This window comes from Hydrocarboniclastica marina (assembly GCF_004851605.1).
Lineage (GTDB): Bacteria > Pseudomonadota > Gammaproteobacteria > Pseudomonadales > Oleiphilaceae > Hydrocarboniclastica > Hydrocarboniclastica marina.
Genome location: NZ_CP031093.1, coordinates 1,272,339 through 1,293,573 on the forward strand (window position 1 = coordinate 1,272,339; position 21,235 = coordinate 1,293,573).

The window sequence follows — 21,235 nt, forward strand, 5'->3', positions numbered from 1 at the left end:
GCCGTCAGCCATCCTTTCTCGCTGAGAATAGCGCGACCTCTCCCCGCACTTGCAGCTGAACCTCTGAAAAGCGCTTGCTGAGCTCCTCACGGAGGGCCGTTTCGGTGTCATGCTTGTTCGAAAATATTCCCTTCCTGTTATAGAAGCCCATGAGTGCCCGGGCTAACAGATTGGGTCTGTTTCCGGCCCCAAGCACCGTCGAGCCGAATAGAACAGCACCGTCGTTCATAATCTCCCTGCAGTGATCGAACACGCGGCCTGTGTACCCGAATGAGCCAGGCAAACAGTGCAGGAGAAAATTCATACCGACGGAGTCAAATTTACGGCCCCCGACGGACATGTCTTCAAGCACGTTGCGACGGTAGAGCTCCGGCGAATAGCGTGAAACGCGTCGGGCGGTGAAGTTCAGCGAGTCCTCGTTCAAGTCCATCAAGGCCAGCCGGGGTGCGTCGGAGGGGAAGCGGCAATGGTCAAGAAAGTAGCCACTGCCGACACCCACATCCAGATGATTATCGCTTACCAGCGTGTTGTACTGCTCCAGCATCTGGCTGGCCTTGCACTGCCACAGCCAGCGACAGGTCGCACCCAATACCAGAGCGTCATACGCCGCGAGGGTGAGTTTTCCGTAGACATCCTGCCCTGCTGAAACCTGCTTGCGTGTTATGTTTTCCATCGGGCTCTTGGTTCCTGTTTTCTGCGATGCTCCGGCGCACTGTCGGACTGCGGTGCGATCGCTCGTGGGGAAGTATCAGTAAGGGTTATGGTCCCTCAAAAACATAGTGGTGCATATAGTTGTATATGCGCTCCTGTGTGAAGGAATTCTCATTCTCCGGATCGATGTGTTGAGCGCCCGCGCCCGGCTGGGCCCGATGCGGGAACCAAAGCCGGTTCAGTTGTTCGGCTCCAGGTACTCACGCTCGAACATTTCAGGCAGGAAGTACTGCAGGAACTGCATTTCCTGTAAGGCATGTTTGCCCAACTGCCTGGAAAATCCCGGCATTAACAGGTCGAAGAACGATGGGATCGTAAACGTCGACCGCATCAGGATGCCGTCACCCGCCGCGTTGGCTTGATACTCGTGGATAAGCGTCTGGGGCAGAATGTTCTTCAGCACCGCCAGATCGGTCGACGCGTAGAGCCAATGATCATACTCGACGCGATCTTCCACGAGCATAGGGTCAAGCCATGTGATCAGGAGCTGCGCGTCGTAACGGCCGAGAGACTCATCCACTTTCTGAACCGCTCCAGGACTGTAGGCGAGGCGATCAGCATAGGCCGGTGGAACGACCCACTCAAAACTCGTATGGGCGACGGGATGCCAGAGCTTGTAGCGGGCGGTCGTGTCTATGTTGTCCCACCACCAGTCGACCATCTCGGGCATCAGTCCCTTGATCTCCTGGTCGACGACAATTGTCTTCTTCCAGAGTCCCTGCCAACTGACGCGGAATGACCCACGGGACTCAAGCTCCGCGACGACAAACTCCTGCCTGAACAGCTCCGGCAGAAAGTCCGGTAAGTTCTGCATTTTGTTTCGGATATGCTGTTCGAGCGCAACGGTGTAGCCGGGATAAGCCGCCTCAACCACGTCTGGTAGCAGGACGGTTGTTTCCATAACAACGCCGTCAAGGTCTTCGTTATAGGCGTATTCATGGATCAGCCAACCATTGCCCGGTCGGGAGATATCGGTAAGCCCGTCGAATTCGAGTTCGGCTACCAATGTATGCGCGTCAGCGTTATCGACGGGCCAGAGGTCGGGGCTCCGCCAGGTGACCGTCGTGGTGACAGGAAAGCCGCCAAGGTAAGTGGTTATGCGCTGTGTCGTGCCTACAGAGTAGGTCAGGTTGTTGGGCGCGGCAGGGGGCTCCAGTAAGCGAAAGTCCAGATGTTCTCCGGGCGCCCACCGCTGGAACCGCTCTTCGGTGCGGATGTTGTCCCACCACCAGTCAAGCATTTGCGGCACGATGCCGATAACTTCCTGATTTACAGACAGGGAGTTTTCGTACTGTCCAGGTGTTGGCGCGGCGTGTGCCGCCGCGGCGAACGCCGCAGAGAAAAGCACTGCTTTGCATAAACGGGCAAGGCTGAGAAGGCGCATCGGTTGCACTCCTTGGGTTATTTTTATTTAGCTATCCATTTGGATAGCTAAAAGAGAGTGCCAACTTTCCCGGTAGACGTCAACCAAGATGCCTCCGCTCGCGGGATCCATTACCATACGCCTCGATTGCAAGTGGGCCAGAGAGGACTTATGGCGGAGCGAAAAGGGGCAGGAAGACGAACGGCGGTTGAGGCGCAAGCCACGCGCCAACTCATCGTCTCGGCCGCACTGGAGCGTTTTTCCGAGCGGGGTTTCGACGCTGTAAGCGTGCGTGAAATCGCAGCGCAGGCAGGGGTTACCCACGGTATGATCAGGCATCACTTCGGCAGCAAGCTGGAGGTGTGGAAGGCCGCGATCCAGGGGGTATTTGAGGAATACCGGAGGGCTTTGTTGCCGGGTATTCAGGAGGCGCTGGCAGGCGATGACCCACTGCAGGCTTTCCGCAGAGTTGTCTCTGAGTTCATTCGCCTCTCATCTGCGCGCCCGCTCTATACCCGTCTGCTGGTGCGCGAGAGCGAGTCAGGTGGAGAGCGTGCGCAGTTCTGTACTTCCAGTTTTCAGGACATCCACACTGTCATCGGTCAATTGTTCAATAGAGCGCGGGCGGTATGCCCGGCACTGAGCTTTCATACCAACGACAGCTTCTTCAACGCGCTTATCAGCCTGACGTTCTTCAGCATTCTGCATCCCAGCGCGAGCGTCGAGCCGTCGTATCCGCTAAGCCATGGCATACAGGATCGGGCGGACTTGATAATGGCTGTCCTTTTCGGTCCACCGCAGGCATAGCTTCAGGCTGACGGTCGCTGCCGTCTAACTCTGGCCCGTCAGCAGGCTTCGGATTTTCTCGGTAGTGTCTTCGATATCGGCCATTTTTTCCGAATACCAGTCGACGGTTCGGCTGTGGCCTCGGCGCAGGGCAGACTCCGTCATCCTCGACAGGAGCTCCGTTCGTTCCTCCAGTGAGCGCAGCGTCACCCAGAGCGACCTCTCGACTTCCTCACTCTGGGCCGCAAGGAGCGAAAGCGCGGTAAACGAGTGCCCGACATGGCAACGGAAGCGCTGTAGCTTACCGTCGTCATGTTCCCACAAGGTCCCGCCGCAATCCGGACAGATGATGGGCACCAGGCTGCCTGTCATCTCTTCCTCCGTAATGCTTGCTGTCCGTTCCGCCATCCTGACCTCCAGCTGAATATCCTTCGGGACTGGCACGCGTTCTCCCGCGGGTTGAGCGACCAGCTTCTGGATGATCTGGCCCATTTCGGCGACTGCTAGCTGGTAGTCAACCGGCTCAGCCGTTGCCAGGGCGTTGCTGGGCATGTCCTGGCAGAAAGCGTCCCGGGGCTCCTGGACCAACGTCAGGCCATTGCAACGTTTAACAGCCCGTAGGCCGGAGCTGCCATCGTCGAGGGCGCCCGTCAGGATGATGCCTATGACCCGCGGGCCGAAGCGCGCCGCAGCCGACCGGAAAAGCGGGTCAATCGCCGGCCTTGAGCTGTTCTCCTTGGGCCCATGAACGACTCGCACACCATCAGCATCCAGAAGCATATGGTGGTCCGGCGGTGCCAGATAGACGCGACTTTTCTCGATAGCCTGACCGTCTTGTGCCAGGCCAACGGGCATGGCACAGGCCCGGTTGAGGATGTTGGCCAGCAAGCCTGGCCCCTGGGGCGCCACATGCTGGACGATAAAAACTGAAGCTGGGAGGTCCGCCGGTAGCTGAGCCAGCAGCCGGGGCAGGGTTTCAACGCCGCCCAGCGAGGCGCCCACTACGATGATGTCGTGCTTGTCCATAATGTAAACGCAGGCTCCTTCCCTGGATTTCGACCAGCGCCAGACCCGTCAGGCATTGGGACCAGTGCTTTACTGTTGCCTCATATTTTGTTGTGACTCCATGCGTTATTGCAACTCTATGCTTAGTTGCAACTCTATGCTTAGTTGCAACTCTGTGCTGTGGTGCGGCGCTGTAAATTTTTTTGCACCGATGTAAAAAATCATCTGTTCAGCTGCGCATTTTGGGCCTTTCGCGCATGAAGTCTGGCGCAGCTCTATCGGGTTCGCTCATGCTGAAACGGAACTCATGCGCAGTCATCTGTCGCGCCCGGTTGCTTGATATATCGCAATAAGTGCCAACTAAGTCCTTGGTATTGTTGCCCTGGCTGATGCTTCCCGCCGCGAGCTATAAGCTCTCGACAAGATCTGATCCAGAATTCACATTCTGACCGGGCCCGCGAAAATGCGTTGTAAGAAGTGGATCAGGGCGTTCTAATACGCTACTGGGCTTTTTCAGTCGGTGGCGCATGGCCGGCCCCTCGCTTGTGCACCCTTGCGACCCCACTATCACTATCTTAGGGTGGTCCTGACCTGAACAGGCGGATCACGCAACGCCGGCATAAACAACTATTCACCGGTTTCAGCACGACCTAGCGAGTATAGTTATGGATAACAACAATGCCGCTGAACAAGAAAGTGAAAGTGGCAAAGAGCAGGACGCAGGAACGGCCCGATCGCGCGTGCCCATTGTGGGAATCGGTGCATCGGCCGGAGGGCTCGAAGCGCTGCAGGGTTTCTTTGAGGCGTGTCCGGCAGACAGCGGGCTTGCCTTTGTGGTGCTGATGCACCTGCCTCCCGAAGCCCGCAGCTCGTTGCCGGAAATCCTCAGGCAGACCAATGATATGGATGTGGTGCCTGTAGTCGACGACATGACCGTCGAAATTAACCGTATCCATGTGCTTTCGCCCGATTTCACACTGAGCCTTGAGGACGGCCGGTTCCGGACACACGCGTTGGAACAGGAGCATCCCGACCAGGTCGTTGATCAGTTTTTTCAATCTCTGGCCAACCATTCCGGCGACCGTGGCGTTGGCGTTGTCCTCTCGGGAAACGGCACAGATGGCAGTGAGGGCGCCAAGCTGATCCGGGAAATGGATGGCCTGGTCATGGTCCAGGACCCGGATCAGGCCGGTTTCCCCGGCATGCCGTGCGCAGTAATCAGCCGCGACCTTGGCGATGTCGTCACCCGCGTCGAGGACATGCCCGGGCGTCTCATGGATTACATCCAGCACGCTTTGCGGTTCGATTTCCCCGAGGGCCACAAGGCCGAGCCCGGTTACTCTGAAACCCTGCGGGAATATATCAGATTTGTATCCAACGAACGGCCCAATGACTTTACCCGCTACAAAGAGAAAACGCTGGTCCGACGCATTTACCGGCGGATGGGGCTTTGCCATAAATCAAGCGAAGAAGCTTACCTGGCGCTGCTCGAGCAGTCCGACGAGGAAGCCGACCAGCTGTATCGGGATCTCCTGATTTCTGTGACGGCTTTTTTTCGGGACCCGGCGTCCATCACGGCCCTCGACCATCTCGCCCTGGCAAACCTTGTAGATCGCACGGACACCCAGCAGGCCATCAGGGTCTGGGTGCCGGGCTGCGCCACCGGGGAAGAAGCGTACACGATCGCCATGCTTTTGCATGAACGGTTGGCTGAGAGCGGCCGCAAGCCACTGATCCAGATTTTCGCGACGGACATAGACGAACAGGCGCTGGATATCGCGCGCCAGGGGCTCTATCCGGAAACCATCAGTAACTCGGTGCCAGCGACACTGCTTGAACGCTATTTTATTCGTGAGGGCGACTACTTCCGGGTCAGGAAAGAAATTCGCGAAGAGATTGTATTCGCATTCCAGAACCTGATTTCAGGGGCGCCGTTTTCCCAGCTGGACCTGGTAAGCTGCCGTAATCTATTGATATATCTGAAGCTGGACGTCCAGAATCAGATCATGGGCCTCTTCCATTTCGCCTTGCGAGCTAATGGGTTCCTCTTTCTGGGTTCTTCGGAAACCATAGGGCGCAAGGATGACCTGTTCGCTCCGATAGACCGCCGACACCGCTTGTATCAGCGCAAGCAAGCCCGCCGCCAGGCACCGGATTTACCCTTCGCGGCAGGAAAAACACCCCCTGCCGCCCGTGGGGCGTATGTGTCACCCTCTGCCTCGCGCGGGACACAGCACACCCGCAGCGTCAGCCTCGGGGAACGGGTCCAGCGGCACCTCGTCAATCACTTCGCGCCGCCCTCGGTACTCGTAACCCGTGAGGGTGAAGCACTTTATTTTGTAGGCGAGACAGGGCCGTACCTGAAACTGCCAAGCGGCGAGCCCAGCCGGAATCTGTTCGATATGGCGCGCGGCGTCGTCAAGAGCAAGCTGCGGACGCTGTTTCGTCAGGCTACCGAAACCGGATCGCTCGCACGTTCCGACCTGATCCGCGTCGGCAATGAGGAAGGAGCGGGCAATGCCGTGCTTACCGTCGCCCCGCTCGCGTTCGGGGACCTTGTTCACTATCTCGTCGTATTTGAGGACCGCTCTAGCCAGCCGCAATCGCAGAACTCGTCGGAAACCGGCGCCCCGACCGCAGCAAGCGTCCAGGAACCGGCACTGGTGCGCCAGCTGGAGGACGAACTGCAGCTAACGCGGGCCGAACTGCACAGCACCATTGATGAGTTGGAGACGTCCAACCAGGAGCTGAAGGTTTCCCATGAGGAAGCCATCTCCATGAACGAAGAGCTGCAGAGCACTAACGAGGAGCTGGAAACATCCAAAGAGGAACTCCAGTCCCTTAATGAAGAGATGTCCACTGTCAACAGTGAGCTCCAGACCAAGGTCGACCAGCTCGACCATGCCTACAGCGATCTCGACAACTTGCTCAAGAGCATCAGCTCGGCAACGCTCTTCATTGACGCATCCTTGTGTATCCGGCTGTTTACGCCGAACTGCAGGAACCTTTTCAACCTGGTGCCGACCGATGTCGGACGGCCGCTGGATGAGATTAAATTCAAGGTCCACGACCCGGAGCTGCTCAAGGACGCGGCCGTTTCACTTGAGACCCTGGAAACACTCGAAAACGAGGTCAAATCGGAGAAAGGGCAGTGGCAGTTGCGCCGGATATCGCCGTACCGGACCAGTAACAACAAGATTGATGGGGTCGTCATCACCTACACCAATATCGATCGCCTGAAAGCTGCGCAGGATGAGCTTAACCAGCTGACGTGTACGCTTGAAGAGCGGGTAGAAGAGCGTACCCGGCAATTGCAGGCCAACATTCGCGAGCGCGAGCAGGCTGCCCGCGAGCGGGATGTTTTCTTTGAACTCTCATCGCTGCCATTCTTTGTGCTGAATGAAGAGGGCTATTTCCAGCGGGTCAATCCAGCCTGGACCCGGGCGTTTGGCTGGGAAGAAGAAACGCTTAAACACAAGCCTTACCTCGACTTTATCCACCCCGAGGATGTCGCCCAGTTTACCGGCAAGCTGGAGCATCTAAGGCAGGACGGCGGCAGCGCCAACATCAATGCCCGGTTTTGCGTTCAGGATGGCAGCTACAGCTGGCTCGAATGGCACATGGAGGCCAATGAGGGTGGTTCGCTGCTGGGCGTCATCCGCGACGTGTCGGAACAGATGCAGTCAGCACAGGCTGTCCAGCGGGCACAGGAAGAGCTGGAGAAGCAGGTCAACAAACGTACTGAACAGCTCCAGGCCGAGAAGGAGCTGGCCCATGTTACCTTGATGTCCATCGGTGAGGCCGTGATAACAACCGACCTCGAGGGCCGGGTCACAAGCATGAATCCGGTGGCTGAGAGGCTGACAGGGTGGGATGCCAGCCTGGCTATTGGCTATCCGGCTGCAGAGGTGCTTGAGTTAAGGCACGAAGAAAGCAATGAGGCGCTTGGTGATCCGATTAATCTGGTGCTGCAGAAAAGTAAAACCGTCGCCGTTCCGGAACCCGCGGTATTGGTTCGCCGGGATGGCGCCAGTGTGCATATCGATGCTTCCGTTTCACCCGTCTATAGCAATCGGGGCAGTCTGCTGGGGGCGGTGGCGGTCTTCTTCGATGTCAGTTATGCCCGGGAACTGACCAAGCGCGTTCGCCACCGTGCGGCTCATGATGACCTCACCGGACTGATCAACCGCGGCGAGTTTGAATCACGGCTGCAAACCGTCGTTGCCAGCGCCCGGGATGATGGCAAGGCCCACGCCTTGCTGTTCATGGATCTGGATCGCTTCAAGATCGTAAACGACACATGCGGTCATGCTGCAGGGGATGAGCTGCTTCGGCAGATTTCCAGAGAACTGCAAACCCACATACGCCAACGCGACACGCTGGCGCGGATTGGCGGCGATGAGTTTGCGCTAATTCTCGAAAACTGTAACTCGGAGCAGGCCTATCGCGTCGCCGACGAGATGCTCGCGTTCATGCGGAACTTCCGTTTTTCCTGGGAAGATAAAACATTCCGGCTCGGAATAAGTGTGGGTATCGCGCTGATTGACCATAGCGCTGCATCTGTCAGTCAGGTTCTTCACAATGCGGACAGTGCCTGCTACATGGCCAAGGAAGCCGGGCGGGACCGGATCTATGTCTTTGATGAGAATGTCGTCGAAGACCACAACCAGAACACGGCTATGTACTGGGTCAGCGTCGTCAGCCAGGCATTGGAGCAGGACAATATAGAGCTGATGGCCCAGCCCATCGTCGCCTTGGGCACCGGCGAGCAACGGGGCAGCCACTTTGAGATCCTTTCACGCCTGCGCGACGAGAACGGGCAGATGATTCCCCCGGCCAGTTTCATCAACGCGGCCGAACGCTACAACCTGATGCCCCGGCTCGACCGTTATGTGGTAGCGAAAGTATTCAAGTGGCTGGCAGACAATCCAACTGTGATTGAGGGGCTGGACATGTGCTCGATCAACGTATCCGCCAGCACTCTCGGCGACGACCGCTTTCCAAGCTTCCTTGAGACGCTGCTGAAGCAATACCGCATCCCGACCGAAAAAGTCTGCTTTGAGATAACCGAAACTACCGCCATCCGAAATCTGGCGAAGACCATCGAGCTTGCGGAGGAGTTCAAACGGCTGGGGTTCCTGTTTTCCCTTGACGATTTCGGCAGCGGATTCGCGTCGTACCATTACCTCAAGCGATTGCCGGTGGATTTCCTCAAGATCGACGGCGAGTTCGTGCGCAACATTCTTGACGATCCCATGGACGAGGCGATGGTCCGCTCGATGAATGAAATCGGCCATATCATGGGCAAGAAAACCATTGCCGAGTATGTTGAGTCAGAGAAACTGCTCGAAAAACTCAAGGAAATCGGTGTCGACTATGTGCAGGGCTACTCCGTCGGCTACCCCGGCCAACTGTCAGCCACCGCCGTCGTTGCCGATAGCACGCAAGCCTGAGGTTGCAGCCACGAAAAGGAGCAGTCGCCGTTGCGGCTTCGAGAACAGCGACGAATTCGTGGTTGGCGATAGCGGGATGCTGCGTCTTCAGGCCTGCTTATAATCCGACCCAGATGGGCCGCGGTCTAACCTGGGCCGAGCCCGCGCTGGTGCTTCAATCTTCCGCGTTAATAATCCTCGCCAGGCTCAGCAAGTCCGAGTTGATGAACAGTCCACGTTCGATGGCCCGCTGCAGGTTGATCTCGAACTTCTGCTGATCCTGGGTGCGGAAAATATTGACCACGCCGCCGCCCTGGTCGGCGAACCCGTCGGTATTGCCCACGCTGAGCACGAACAGGTGGTTGACGTCCCGGAAGAAATCCTGAAGTTGCTCTATACGGTCGATACCTACAAAGAGGATATGGCAACCCTGGCTGATGTCCTTTTCGTCGGAAGTCCGCAGCACGTGGAGGATACGGTTGCGGATAGCCACGCCGTCGACCACATCCAGGAACTCGCCGAATGGCACGGCGCCGAACAGGCACATCCTTAGTGGGCTGTCCTCATTGGCGAACGCTTTATCGGGCCACTCGACAAAATTGGCAAAGTTGTAGAGGAAAAGCGCTTTGACCTGAAATTCCCTGGCCCTCTGGCTCGGCTCTTTTGCCGTCACGCTTGAGGTCCAGAAGAGACACAGTGTTAACAGTACTACCAGAATGCCCTTTCCGGCTCGAAGGTGATTGAACATGGTCGGGCTCCTAGAAACGGGTACTCAGGTAACCGTAGAGGGCGGATTCAGCCTCATCCGCTCCGGTTTCCGGCTTAATGCTGCTGTCAATTGCGTAGCCCCAGTTCAAGCCGGCCTGTATGCGCTTGCCGTAGGCGAACTCCAGCCCCAGGCCAGCGCTCAGAAAGCTGGCTTCGTCGGTGGTTTCAAGCTCCTTCTGGCCATAGGCATAGTCGGTGTAGGTGTAGGGCACCAGCTGCCAGGCACTACCCCAGTCGTAGCGGTAGAGGGTCTGCATCAGGGACACCCGGTAGTGGCTGTCCGCACTGTAGAGGCCCGCATCGAAACCCCGCACCTGGGATGGGCCGGTGAGAGACTGGCGCTCGGAAGCGGGCAGGGGGTCGGCACTGTACTGGGCGTCGAATGCAAACGAAATCTGGTACTCGGGCGCATCCTTCAACCACTGGTGTCGCAAAGTGTAGTTTGTTTTGAGAATCAGGTACTGGTCTTCAAGCTCTGTATTGGTGGAGTCCAGAATGCTGCCGAAACTGGGGGAGATGTTGAGAACATGGCGTAGCCGCCAGCGGGCTTTTGATTGTTCCAGCCTTATAAAGGGCGTGATAGCGACGTATTGGTAATCCGACTCCAACAGTTCGCGAAACTCGTCGCTGATGATGTCGGCCTTCCGGCCCGAAACGTTTAGACCTAGCGTCGCGTTGTAGGCTGGGCTGTGTTCCGGCAAATACTCCCAGCCCATGGTTGCGTCCTGAAGCGTGCCCTGGAGGCCGAGTGCTTCAAACTCGCCGTTGATCGCGAACTGGTTGTGGCTCACGGAAGCGGCGAACGTATGGGCGAGACCAACGGGCTGGCGATAGCTGAGGCCGCCAAAGAGGTTGCCCCCTTCTTCAGTTGTCATGGCTGTAGCCGTAAAGCTACCACCGGTCCGGAACAGGTTGTGTTCCTTGTGCTGGAGGATGGCGCGGTATTTACCGGTGTTTTTGATGCCATGGTTGTCGAGGCGAAGCAGTGTTTCCCGCGGGTTATCTTCTCTTACTTTTAGGTTGAGCCGTGTTTCACCGGGGTGCGTGCCCATGGAGAAGACGCCGAATACTTCCAGGCCTGGCAGACGGTTGAGGCGTTCGAGGGCGGCTTCTATGTCAGGGGCGAAAACGGGCGCCAGCAACAAACCATTGAAAGCATCGAGAATCTGATCAGTGCCGTAATGGGCGTTGCCCACCAGTCGGAGCTCCGAAAGCAGACCGATAACGACATCCATGACCAGATGGCCCTGGATGATCTCCTGCGGCGTCACATAGACCTCCGCGAAGGAGAGCCCCTGCTCGCGGTAAAAAAGCGTGAGCTCATCGGCCATCCGGTGCATGTCCGAGACACTCATGTGGCCTTCGTTCTTTCTGATGTGCCGGACGAGTATTTGTTCAAGTCGGGCTCGGGAGATACCGAGGTCGGGAAACTCTACGGGACGGCCCTTGAGGCTGACGCTGCGGACCGTCACCCGGCCGTTTTCTATGGCATCAAGGCCTGGCTCGCCGTTGGCAACGGGTGCCGCCCTGGGGCCGAACTCAAAGCGCACTTCAACGGCGTTTGCCGCACCGGCGCCCAAAGTCAGAGCCAGGGATAGCGTGAACAGGCGAAAGAAGCCGACGAAAGCGTTGGCCGTTCCGAACCCCCGAGATCTGTTTTTGTTATGATCCGTCCGCGAAGAGCAGGCGGGGATGTATGGCTGGGGCATAGCGTCGCGGGTTCTGTGTGGTTGCCTTGTGTTTCAGAAGTATAGGTGCTGATCGTGTATATGGCACAGCCGGTAACATTCGTTTGCGACATTTAACCACTCAAGGCCGTAAGTTTATGAAAATGGCGCCTATACTACGGGTTGCAACGCAGCGTTTGTAAGACAAGCGGAGTTGGGCAAGAGCGTGTGCGCTTGCGTTCCCGACAGCTTATTCACCACAGATTTTTCGGGCGTTATGTTTCGATTTCGCAAACTGAGCATCAAGTACAAACTCATGCTGGTCGTGATACTGACCACCAGCCTGGCGCTGGTGATATCTGTAGCGAGTATGGTCGTCTATGACCGGGAAAAGCAGCGCGAAATTCTTTCGGAGGAAATGACCGTCCTGACGCAGGTTATTGCCTCCCGTAGCGCCGCGGCACTCAGCTTTAACGATGTCACCCGCGCGACCGAAAACCTGGCGGCGCTGTTATTTCGCCGATCGATCGTCTCTGCCTGTATGTATAGTGCCCCTGGCCATCTTTTTGCCAAGGCGCTCGCCGCTGGCGCGCCATCCCAGTGTGAAGCGCGGCCCCGGCCGGAAGGGCGGTATTTCGACGGGGGCTACCTGATGGTTTCCCAGCCTGTTGTACTCAACCGCCAGAGGATCGGCACGGTGGTCGTTCGTACCGACCTCTCTGACCTGGACCGTAGACTGGCCAACCAGGTGATTGCTAACGCGCTCATACTCATACTGGCGTTGTTTGCCGCACTGCTGCTGACCTCCCGCCTGCAAAGGATGATCTATGAGCCGATCGTCAGGCTGGGTGAGGTCGCTCACAGGGTCACGTTTGACGGCAACTACTCCACCCGCGCCAGCACCACCAATGAGGATGAGATCGGCGAAACGGTACATGCCTTTAATGCCATGCTGACGCGTATCGAGCAGGACAAGAAACAGCTCACTGCAATCGCCTATTACGATACGCTGACTATGCTGCCGAACCGGCGGAGCTTTACCGAACGGCTGGAGAAACTGCTGGAGGACGCTAACAGTGGCCAATCCAGGGGTAGGGTCGGCATTATTTTCGTGGACCTGGACCGTTTCAAGCAGGTCAACGATACGCTGGGCCACGATGTTGGCGATCTTTTCCTGCAGTCGTGCGCACGCCGCCTGGAGTCAGCCATGCCAACAACCGGTACGGCCTTCCGCCTGGCAGGGGATGAGTTTACGGTGCTCCAGACCGACATCGTGAGAGAGGAAGACCTCGCCGCGACCGCTCGTCGGATACTGGAGAACTTTGAGCCGCCGTTCAGCTGGCCCGGGGGTGAGCTGAATATGTCCGCCAGCATCGGCGGTGCAATATCCGAGTCTTCGGATGACGTCAGCAGTCTGCTGAAGAAAGCCGACCTGGCGGTATATCGGGCCAAAGATGAAGGGCGGAATAACTACCAGTTTTTTGCAAGAACCTGATTGGCTGAGCTAAAGGAGAAACAGCCGCCAGCCCTCAACGGCAAAACCCGCTGGAACGCCCCGCTGTTTGAACAGGATCGGCGATAGCCAGTCATCGGACTCCCGATACAGCTGGCGACCAGAAGCGGTGAGTGAGGAGTAAAGAAAAGAGCGAGAGCAAAGGGTGTAGTGCTCCTGCTTTACTGCGGTAGCCGCCCATTAACCAGCAAGCGCCCCAGGTAGCGCTTCACAGCCTCTTCCCGTTCACAATTTCTCGCTGCCCCGTCCTGTAACGGATCACAGGCGGCGACCAGATCGTCCAGAGTAACGGGAGTGTCCAAACCCGTGCCGGCGAACTCGCTGGAAGAAGACCCTTCGCCCCCCGGGCTGCTGTCCTGCTCGCTGACGATCTGATCCCGGAATTCCTCGTCGGACATGCCTGGCACAGAGGGTTCGACAGGGGCGGGCGTCGGTTCTGCCACCCGTATTACCGGGTTATCCACCAGAAAAATTCTTCCACCCTCGCCACTGACTGCAATCGCATTTACCAGACCTTCATTATTGACCGGGACAGGGCTCAGCTCGCTGTAGTAATTGGCGGTCAGGCGTATGTTGCCTCCCACCGTAACAATTGACCCGGCTGCCGTATTGGTCAACAGGTCGTTCCCAGACAACTCATCCATCGGGCTGCCGGCTTCAACGGAAACCCGACTGTCCGCACCTTCTACTGATACGGTAGCGCCGTCGGTGAAGGTAAAGCTTATGTCGCCGCCATCAGACGTGCTGAGTGCGCCACTGTTGAATACCTGGCGGGTTATGAAGTGTGCACCACCTGCGCCGACAGAAACCGTACCCTCGTTCCGAATGCCCTGGCTGGTCTCACCCGTGGAATCCAACAGGAAGCTTCCCTCTGCGAAATCGTCCAGGTTCAAGTCCCGGTCAGAAATAAGCAGGCCGCCGGCGCTGATGGCGCCTGTGCTGCCGATCAGCACGCCCGCGCTGTTCAGCAGGAAGACCTGACCGTTGGCGTTCAGGCTACCGAATATCTGACTCACGTTGCCGGAGAAGTCCCGGTTGAGGGCGATGGCGCCAGCATCGGGCTGAGTGAAGTTGACCGACTCACCGGCGCCGATGTTAAACGACGCCCAATCGATCGCCATGCGGTCACTGGTCTGGCTTATGTTTGTGTCCACGCCAGCCTGGGCGATGCTGCCCTGTCCAAACGCAATGGTGCCGTTCTGGGGGCCTGCATGTGCCAGCGCCGTAAATGACGTAAGAACCGCAAAGCCAGCCACACGCCGCAGTCCTTTTGGAGCTTTTATCTGCGTCATAATTTCAAGCCGAAGTGTAACGTATTTTTACATATTCTCTGCTGAGCTTTGTCAAAACTGAGCTACAGTTGAGCATAGCAGGGTTTTATACATTCACTACGGTTACGCCCTGACGGATCAATTTTCAGGCTCCATGGAGGGACTTGCGGAGAGTAAGCATAAAGGTGCAACGGTCTCAGGGTTTTCCGTGCCGAATGATTCTGGTGCTTTTGCTACCGGTGTTTCTGGCCTCCTGCGGTGGCGATGACGAGTCTGGCTCCCGGACACAGGTGCAGAGTTTGCTTCTTCCGGGTGTTGAAGACCTGCCCGTTGAACTGCCTGTTGACCTTCCTGACGAACTTCCTGAAGCTCTGCTCCCCCCGGATATAACTCTTCCCATTGACCTGGCCGGTGTGCCTGTACGCGTACCGGAAGCGCCGGTTTCCCGTCCCCGTATTCAGGGCCTCGCGACAAACAGCGGTATCGTTGAACTGGGGATCACCAACGATAATACAGTGGGCTTCCTTGGCCAGTCTGCCAAAGGTGATTCCGTTGAGTTAGAGCTCGACGGCGAATTCATTGGCTCGGCGATGGGCCGGTCCGATGGGACCTGGGTGTTTGACTACCAGTCAGTCCCGCTACCGGAAGGCGCTCATGAGCTGGCCGCAACGCGTGTGACAAGCCGTGGTGAGAAGCTCGCTGCAGAGCAAACGTTCAATTTCGCCTATTTGCCCGATGCCATGCCTGCGCCCGTCATTTTGGGCATTTTGCCTGATACGGGTATTGATGATGCTGACGGCATAACATCGGCTACCGAGATCGAGCTGTTCGGTGTCGCCACGCCGAACCTGCCGGTGATGGTCTACCTGAACGGGCTTGCCCTCGTGTCGACCGCTGCCGACCAAGATGGCAATTGGCTATTTGACTATCGCAGTGAGTCTCTGCCGGCGGGTATTCACCCTTTTTCTGCCCGGACTGAATATGAAGGGCAGATAAGCGCTACCTCGGCTGCCTATTCTGTCCATGTCGATCTCGTCGCTGCGCCGCCGACTATCGGCATTGACAACGACAGCAGTGGCGGCAGCGGGGTATCCAACAATCCCGCAGTGATTATTGGTGGCACGACCGAGCCCGGCAGTGCAGTCGAGGTGATACGTGATGGCACGCCGGTCGGTAATGTAACTGCCGATGAGAACGGTGACTGGCAGTTCGAGGACAGCGATACAACGCTGCCGGACGGCGACTACGACTATAGTGCGGTGGTTACGGACCCGGCCGGCAACACCAGCGACGTGTCCTCTAGTGTATCGGTGGAAATTGATACCGTGGCCCCTTCAGTGCCGGCAGGTCTGGTGATTGCACCGGACACCGGGAGCGATACCACGGACGGGGTAACCGGCGAAAACGAGCTGACCTTTACCGGCACCGGTGACCCTGGTTCGGTTACGGAAGTCTTTGTGGATGGCGATTCCGCTGGCACCACAGTGGTCGGCACAGACGGCACCTGGAGTCTTGATAATAGCGCCAGCCCGCTACCTGATGGGTCTTACACAATTACCGCGGACGCCACAGATACCGCGGGTAATACGTCTGCCATATCCGCGCCAATCACCGTGGTGGTTGATGTGACCGCGCCCTCAGCGCCGACCATTGCTGGCATAAGCCCGGACAGCGGAACCGATAGCAGCGACGGCCTTACTTCAGCCGCGTCTCTCGCCCTGCAGGGATCCGGCACCGCCGGCGAAGTGATCACCGTCTATGTGGGCGGCACTGAAGCTGGCACCGCCGTAGTGGCCAGCAACGGCCTCTGGGCTCTGGCAGACCTGGGCGGACCTTTTGCCGACGGCACTTACGCAATAACCGCCACTGCCACCGACCTGGCTGGCAACACCAGTGCCGCGTCAGGATCCTTCTCCATGACGGTGGATACTGTAGCGCCGGCGGTGCCCTCGGGCCTGGCTTTTGCGCCCGACTCCGGTGTCACCGGCGACAGCATCACCAACACGGGTGAGCTTCAGTTTTCCGGCTCAGCAACAGCCGGCGCTTTCGTGCACGTCTATGCCAACAGCAGTTCGCTGGGTATGGTCACCGCGGATGGAGGTGGAAACTGGACGCTGGACACTACGGATGCGCCCCTGTCGACCGGGAGCTATAACATAACTGCCCGATCCGCGGATGGGGCGGGTAATACCTCTTCTGGGTCCACGCCTCTGAGTCTCACCATCAGCACGGTTATCGCTGCCCCGACAATAAGCAGCATGTCTGGCGACACCGGCACCAATGGCGACGGCGTAACCAGTGACACCAGCCTGGCTTTTACCGGCACGGCAGAGCCCGGTTCCGCCGTGGAGCTATTGATAAACAGCGTGGCCCAGACCCCTGTGGTGACCACGAACGGTAGCGGCCTCTGGACATGGAACAGTCCCGGCCCTGCCTTGGCAGAGGGCAGCTATGACGTGTCCGCCCGGGCGACCAGCACGGTTGGTGTTATTTCAGCGCAATCCCCGGTGTTTGACCTTGTTGTGGACACCACCGCCCCTGCCACAACGGTCGTTAGTCCCGCCAGCGGCGCGACCGGCGTTGGCTTTGACGGAACCCTGACGGTTTCCTTCGGCGAGCGGGTTTTTGCAAGCAGCGGCCAGCTCTCTGTATATCGGCAGTCCAATAATGCCGTCATTGAGCAGGTACCGCTTAGTGACGCCCGGGTCACGGGCCGTGGCACGGATACGCTGTCCATCAACCTGAACAGCTCGCTCATCGGTGGCACGACTTACTATGTGCTGATCGATAGCGGCAGCCTGACTGATCTGGCCGGGAATGCCTACGCCGGCATCTCGGATTCGACCAGTTGGGCCTTCACTACCGCAGCGACGGCGGTTGACATGCTTTATCCGCCGAATGGCGCTACCGGTACTTCCCCGGCTGCTGACCTGTCTATACGGTTCAACGAAGCAATCGAACGCGGCACTGGCAACCTCCGTCTCAAGAGGGTGAGTGACGACTCAGTCTTTGCCACCGTCGACATAGCTGGCGCCAGCGCTACAGTAGTCGGCACTGACGTGGTTAGCTTTGATATACCCTTGATGGACGCCGGTGTTGCCTACTATGTAGAGCTGGACGCCGGTGCCCTCCAGAACACTAACGGCGTTACGTATGCCGGATTCGCCGGTAACGGGACCTGGTCCTTCGAGACTTCGCCTGGCTCGGTCGCTACGGTTACCGGTATCAGTTCGCCGCTTGCCGATGGCACATACGCCACCGGTGCGGTCATACCCGTGCATGTCACTTTTAGTGAAGCTGTGAACGTCACCGATGGTTCGCCTGTACTGGCGCTGGATCTGGACGGCGGCACAGGCATTGCCACGTACGCTGCAGGGACCGGCAGTGCGGTGCTGACTTTCAACTACACAGTGGAATATGGCGACATCTCACCGGATCTGGGGTATTTGAACACCGGCGCCCTTGGCCTTGGCGGCAGCCGTATCCGAACGGCGACCTATGCGGATGCCGATCTGACACTGCCGATTCCAGGCAGCGCGGGTTCACTCAGTGGTACCAAGGACCTGGTTGTTGCTGGGCAGAGCATTAACGCCGGTGATCCAGGTGACAATGGCTCTATCGTGTCTGGGAACCAGGCAGGCGGCGCTCTGGGGGCTTCGCTTGCGGGCGTCGGTGATGTGAATGGTGATGGCTTCGAAGACTATGCAGTGGCGGCGCCGGGCATCGGCAACGGTGTGGTTTACGTCCTCTGGGGCAGAGACGCTTCGCCGCCTGCTGACATTACGTTAGGCGCGGGCGGCGCCATTAGCGCCGCGAGCGGGTTTCGGATATTGGGCCGTGCCGCTGGGGATGTTCTTGGCGCGAGCCTCGGTGGCGGGGCCGGAGATTTCAACGGCGACGGCTACGACGACATTGTTATCGGCGCCCCGGGAAGCGATGCCGGCGGCGTAGATGCGGGTGCTGTGTATGTTATCTGGGGGCAGGCGGGTTCGACGCGCGGTGACGTAATGCTTTCCGGGTTTAATCACAGCGCCGGAGCGACCAACGCCGCTGGTATTGTGGTCCTGGGCTCGGAGGCTGGCCAGCTTTTGGGAGAGGGTGTGTTGATCCCGAACAATGGTCAAACCCTCGCGATCGGCGGTGATATGAATGGCGACGGCGTTCATGACCTGGTGATTGGACATCCCGGCAGCGATTTGCAGGGCCTCGACGCCGGATTGGCTTACGTGGTCTGGGGCGAGCGGGCTCCGACGCGGCCCAATCTGGATCTGGCGGCGCTGGATGATTCAGGCATTCTGCTGACGCCGGGCAGCAATGCTGGCTGGCAGCTCGGCCAAAGCGTCAGCTTCGTTCACGACTTTAACAATAACGGCTATGCGGACCTTCTGCTCGGCGCGTCCGGCGCGAGCAACCTGGCCTTCAACGCGGGTGCTGCCTATCTGGTATTTGGTGGCGATGCGCTTGTCGACGGCGATGTAACCACCCTCGGCGCAGCGGAAGGGCTGGCCCTCACCACCGCGTTAGCCGAAGGCCGCCTCGGAACGTCAGTGGCGGCAGGTGATTTTAACGGCGACGGTATTGCCGATCTGGCTGCAGGCGCACCGGGCGTTGACACCGTTTATATTGTTTATGGCTATGAAGCAGCGAGCTACAGCGGCCAGAACCTCGATATCATGGTCGCCGATGATGGCTACGCCATTACCAGTGACGCCAGCGGTGACGCCTTCGGCCACGCGATTGCCTCTGCCGGGGATTTTAATGCGGATGGTATAGACGACCTGTTATTGGGAGCGCACCTGAGCGATATGACTGCGGCCGATGCCGGCGCCGTCTGGGTTCTCAAAGGTAGCCGTTCAGACAGGGCAGCCACAGACCTCTTTGTTCTTGCGGATGACCAATTCATCAGCGTAGCCGGTGGCAGCGCTGGCGACCAGCTGGGCCGTGCGCTGGGCGGCGGCGATTTTAACGGCGACGGCTTCAGCGACGTAGCGCTGGGTGCCCCCGGCAACTCGACGGTAGCGGCCGGCGCCGGTCAGGTCGCGGCCATACTGGGCGACAGCTACGGCACGAATCACCTGGTTGGCACGACGGGATCATTTGCGAATGAGCTGATCATCGGCAGTTCGGGAGACGATCTGGTCTCGGGCGGCGGCGGTGCGGATGCGGTATCGACCGGCGCTGGCATGGACATTATTTCTATCGCAGATTTGTCGTTTAGCAAGATCCGTGGCGGGCGTGGAAATCCAGTTACTGGCATGGATGTGCTGCAGTTTGCCGGTTCCGGCATGACTCTGGACCTGACCACTATGGCTTCGAGCCGCATTGACGGAATTGAGCTGGTCGACCTTAATGGTCAGGGCAATGCCATCAATCTTGACCCCCTGAGCCTGTTGGGAATGTCCCGTGAGACCCACCAGCTGTATGTCGTCGGTGATGGCAGCGATACGGTGTCGGTAAAACCGGGTGATCTCTGGCTGGGCGACGGTACGGAGACGGTAGGGGCGGATACTTATAGAAAGTATGTATCCAGGGGCGCCGAGTTGTTCATCGATGGCCTTGTTAATCAGGATGATATTGCAACGTTTAACGCTACCCAACGTTATAACCTGGATACCACATCGTCCGGTGCCGGCGTAGGCTCGGATGTTACTGACTTCCCGGTACTGGTGCGGATCACCAGCGCCAGCATTATTGATGCGACCGAGGCTGATGCCCGGGATATTCGTGTCATGGCCCCGGATGGATCTCTGCTGGACTATGAGATCGAGCGCTGGGATCAGGCTAACAATGCGGCCGAGCTTTGGGTCAAGGTGCCCGTGGTCTATGGCAACACGAACGGCGCGACTTCGAGCGACCGCAACTTCTTTACGCTGCTTTATGACGGCGGTGCAGGGGCATCCGATGGGCAGAATCCGGATGGTGTCTGGAGCAAGTACTCGGCGGTTTGGCACCTGAACGAGACTGGCTCAACGTCAGCCGCTGTCGACTCGACAGCCTATGGCAATAACGCCATGCTCAATAGCGGGCAGGGTACTAGCGTAACGGGGATCGCTGGCGCCGGGCGATCATTTACCAGCAACAATGCTATGGTGGCGAGCTACGCATCTTCGTTTAATGTGTCGGGTAATCAACCATTCACGGTCAGCGCGTGGATAGATCAGGCTGACCCGGGAGCTTGTGCGGGACCATTTAGCTCTATAACAGCTGCAAATCTCATTTATCGCGGTACGTCCGGATCCCACTGGAAGCTGGGAGGCTACGGTCGTGGCTATATTTGTGATTTGTCATCAGAGTTTTTTAACCTCAACGGCACTAGACTGGGCGGCGGAGCATTCGATGATTGGGGTAGCCCTGATCCTTCCTGGATTCTCTTTACGGCGGTCTACGATGGCTCAACCCTACGTTTCTACCAAAACGGAACACAGGTGGCATCGGCTACCGTGACCGCCAGCATGGAAAATAACCAGAGCCTCGTTTTCGGCGCGACCGGCGCAACCTTTGACGAGGTACGCTATGGTCGGCATGCCATGTCGGCGGCTGAAATCAGATTGATGTATTACAGCCAGAGAATCGTTCCCACTGGTTGGCTTGCAGATACACGCGTGCTTGTCAGTCCCGCCCCCTGAGGGCGCGGACCCTCTTGTTTTCCCCGCCTCATTGCCCATAAGCTCATGTTGGTGGTAGCTAACGAACACGCATGCACCACCTCGCACTTACGA

At 58.1% G+C, this 21,235-nt stretch carries 10 protein-coding genes; 4 read left to right on the forward strand and 6 right to left on the reverse strand.

Annotation, left to right across the window (positions count from 1 at the left end; genetic code table 11):
* Positions 1-4: 4 nt before the first annotated feature.
* Together soil367_RS05740 and soil367_RS05745 are read right to left on the reverse strand one after the other, a co-directional pair.
* Positions 5-673: a class I SAM-dependent methyltransferase gene (locus soil367_RS05740; protein ID WP_136547795.1), complete on the reverse strand. Its 669-nt coding sequence runs from the start codon at positions 671-673 to the stop codon at positions 5-7.
* A 216-nt stretch (positions 674-889) separates the two neighbouring features.
* Positions 890-2,095: a DAPG hydrolase family protein gene (locus tag soil367_RS05745; protein ID WP_136547797.1), complete on the reverse strand. Its 1,206-nt coding sequence runs from the start codon at positions 2,093-2,095 to the stop codon at positions 890-892.
* Positions 2,096-2,245: 150 nt separating this feature from the next.
* Between soil367_RS05745 and soil367_RS05750 the strand changes: the two genes are divergently transcribed.
* Positions 2,246-2,881 (forward strand): TetR/AcrR family transcriptional regulator, encoded by a 636-nt coding sequence (locus soil367_RS05750; protein WP_136547799.1) that lies wholly within the window; start codon positions 2,246-2,248, stop codon positions 2,879-2,881.
* A gap of 24 nt (positions 2,882-2,905) precedes the next feature.
* Here the strand turns inward: soil367_RS05750 and soil367_RS05755 are convergent, their stop codons facing one another.
* Entirely contained in the window at positions 2,906-3,886 is a 981-nt protein-coding gene (locus soil367_RS05755; protein WP_136547801.1) for a chemotaxis protein CheB, read from the reverse strand.
* A 644-nt stretch (positions 3,887-4,530) separates the two neighbouring features.
* On the opposite strand from soil367_RS05755, the gene soil367_RS05760 reads away from it, so the two are divergent.
* Positions 4,531-9,318, forward strand: a complete 4,788-nt coding sequence (locus soil367_RS05760) for an EAL domain-containing protein (protein WP_136547802.1) — start codon at positions 4,531-4,533, stop codon at positions 9,316-9,318.
* Between the two features lie 154 nt (positions 9,319-9,472).
* On the opposite strand, the gene soil367_RS05765 is transcribed toward soil367_RS05760, so the two are convergent.
* Positions 9,473-10,045 carry a YfiR family protein gene (locus soil367_RS05765; protein ID WP_136547804.1) on the reverse strand — a complete coding sequence of 191 codons (573 nt, stop codon included), beginning with the start codon at positions 10,043-10,045 and terminating at the stop codon, positions 9,473-9,475.
* Positions 10,046-10,055: 10 nt separating this feature from the next.
* Positions 10,056-11,774 (reverse strand): ShlB/FhaC/HecB family hemolysin secretion/activation protein, encoded by a 1,719-nt coding sequence (locus soil367_RS05770; protein WP_136547806.1) that lies wholly within the window; start codon positions 11,772-11,774, stop codon positions 10,056-10,058.
* 235 nt (positions 11,775-12,009) lie between these two features.
* Here soil367_RS05770 and soil367_RS05775 point away from each other — a divergent pair, with 235 nt between their 5' ends.
* The gene (locus soil367_RS05775) at positions 12,010-13,227 is read left to right on the forward strand and encodes a sensor histidine kinase, YfiR-like protein-associated (protein WP_136547808.1); all 1,218 of its coding nucleotides are present in this window, start codon (positions 12,010-12,012) and stop codon (positions 13,225-13,227) included.
* A gap of 179 nt (positions 13,228-13,406) precedes the next feature.
* Here the strand turns inward: soil367_RS05775 and soil367_RS05780 are convergent, their stop codons facing one another.
* Positions 13,407-14,537, reverse strand: a complete 1,131-nt coding sequence (locus soil367_RS05780) for a two-partner secretion domain-containing protein (protein WP_136547810.1) — start codon at positions 14,535-14,537, stop codon at positions 13,407-13,409.
* A gap of 194 nt (positions 14,538-14,731) precedes the next feature.
* Here soil367_RS05780 and soil367_RS05785 point away from each other — a divergent pair, with 194 nt between their 5' ends.
* Complete coding sequence (locus tag soil367_RS05785; protein ID WP_136547812.1) at positions 14,732-21,142, forward strand: DUF2341 domain-containing protein; 6,411 nt, start codon at positions 14,732-14,734, stop codon at positions 21,140-21,142.
* Positions 21,143-21,235: the final 93 nt, after the last annotated feature.

Bases quoted from the DNA above. Each gene is read 5' to 3' on its own strand.
- soil367_RS05740 (WP_136547795.1), bottom strand. From the start codon at position 673: ATGGAAAACATAACACGCAAGCAGGTTTCAGCAGGGCAGGATGTCTAC.
- soil367_RS05745 (WP_136547797.1), bottom strand. From the start codon at position 2,095: ATGCGCCTTCTCAGCCTTGCCCGTTTATGCAAAGCAGTGCTTTTCTCT.
- soil367_RS05750 (WP_136547799.1), top strand. From the start codon at position 2,246: ATGGCGGAGCGAAAAGGGGCAGGAAGACGAACGGCGGTTGAGGCGCAA.
- soil367_RS05755 (WP_136547801.1), bottom strand. From the start codon at position 3,886: ATGGACAAGCACGACATCATCGTAGTGGGCGCCTCGCTGGGCGGCGTT.
- soil367_RS05760 (WP_136547802.1), top strand. From the start codon at position 4,531: ATGGATAACAACAATGCCGCTGAACAAGAAAGTGAAAGTGGCAAAGAG.
- soil367_RS05765 (WP_136547804.1), bottom strand. From the start codon at position 10,045: ATGTTCAATCACCTTCGAGCCGGAAAGGGCATTCTGGTAGTACTGTTA.
- soil367_RS05770 (WP_136547806.1), bottom strand. From the start codon at position 11,774: ATGCCCCAGCCATACATCCCCGCCTGCTCTTCGCGGACGGATCATAAC.
- soil367_RS05775 (WP_136547808.1), top strand. From the start codon at position 12,010: ATGTTTCGATTTCGCAAACTGAGCATCAAGTACAAACTCATGCTGGTC.
- soil367_RS05780 (WP_136547810.1), bottom strand. From the start codon at position 14,537: ATGACGCAGATAAAAGCTCCAAAAGGACTGCGGCGTGTGGCTGGCTTT.
- soil367_RS05785 (WP_136547812.1), top strand. From the start codon at position 14,732: ATGATTCTGGTGCTTTTGCTACCGGTGTTTCTGGCCTCCTGCGGTGGC.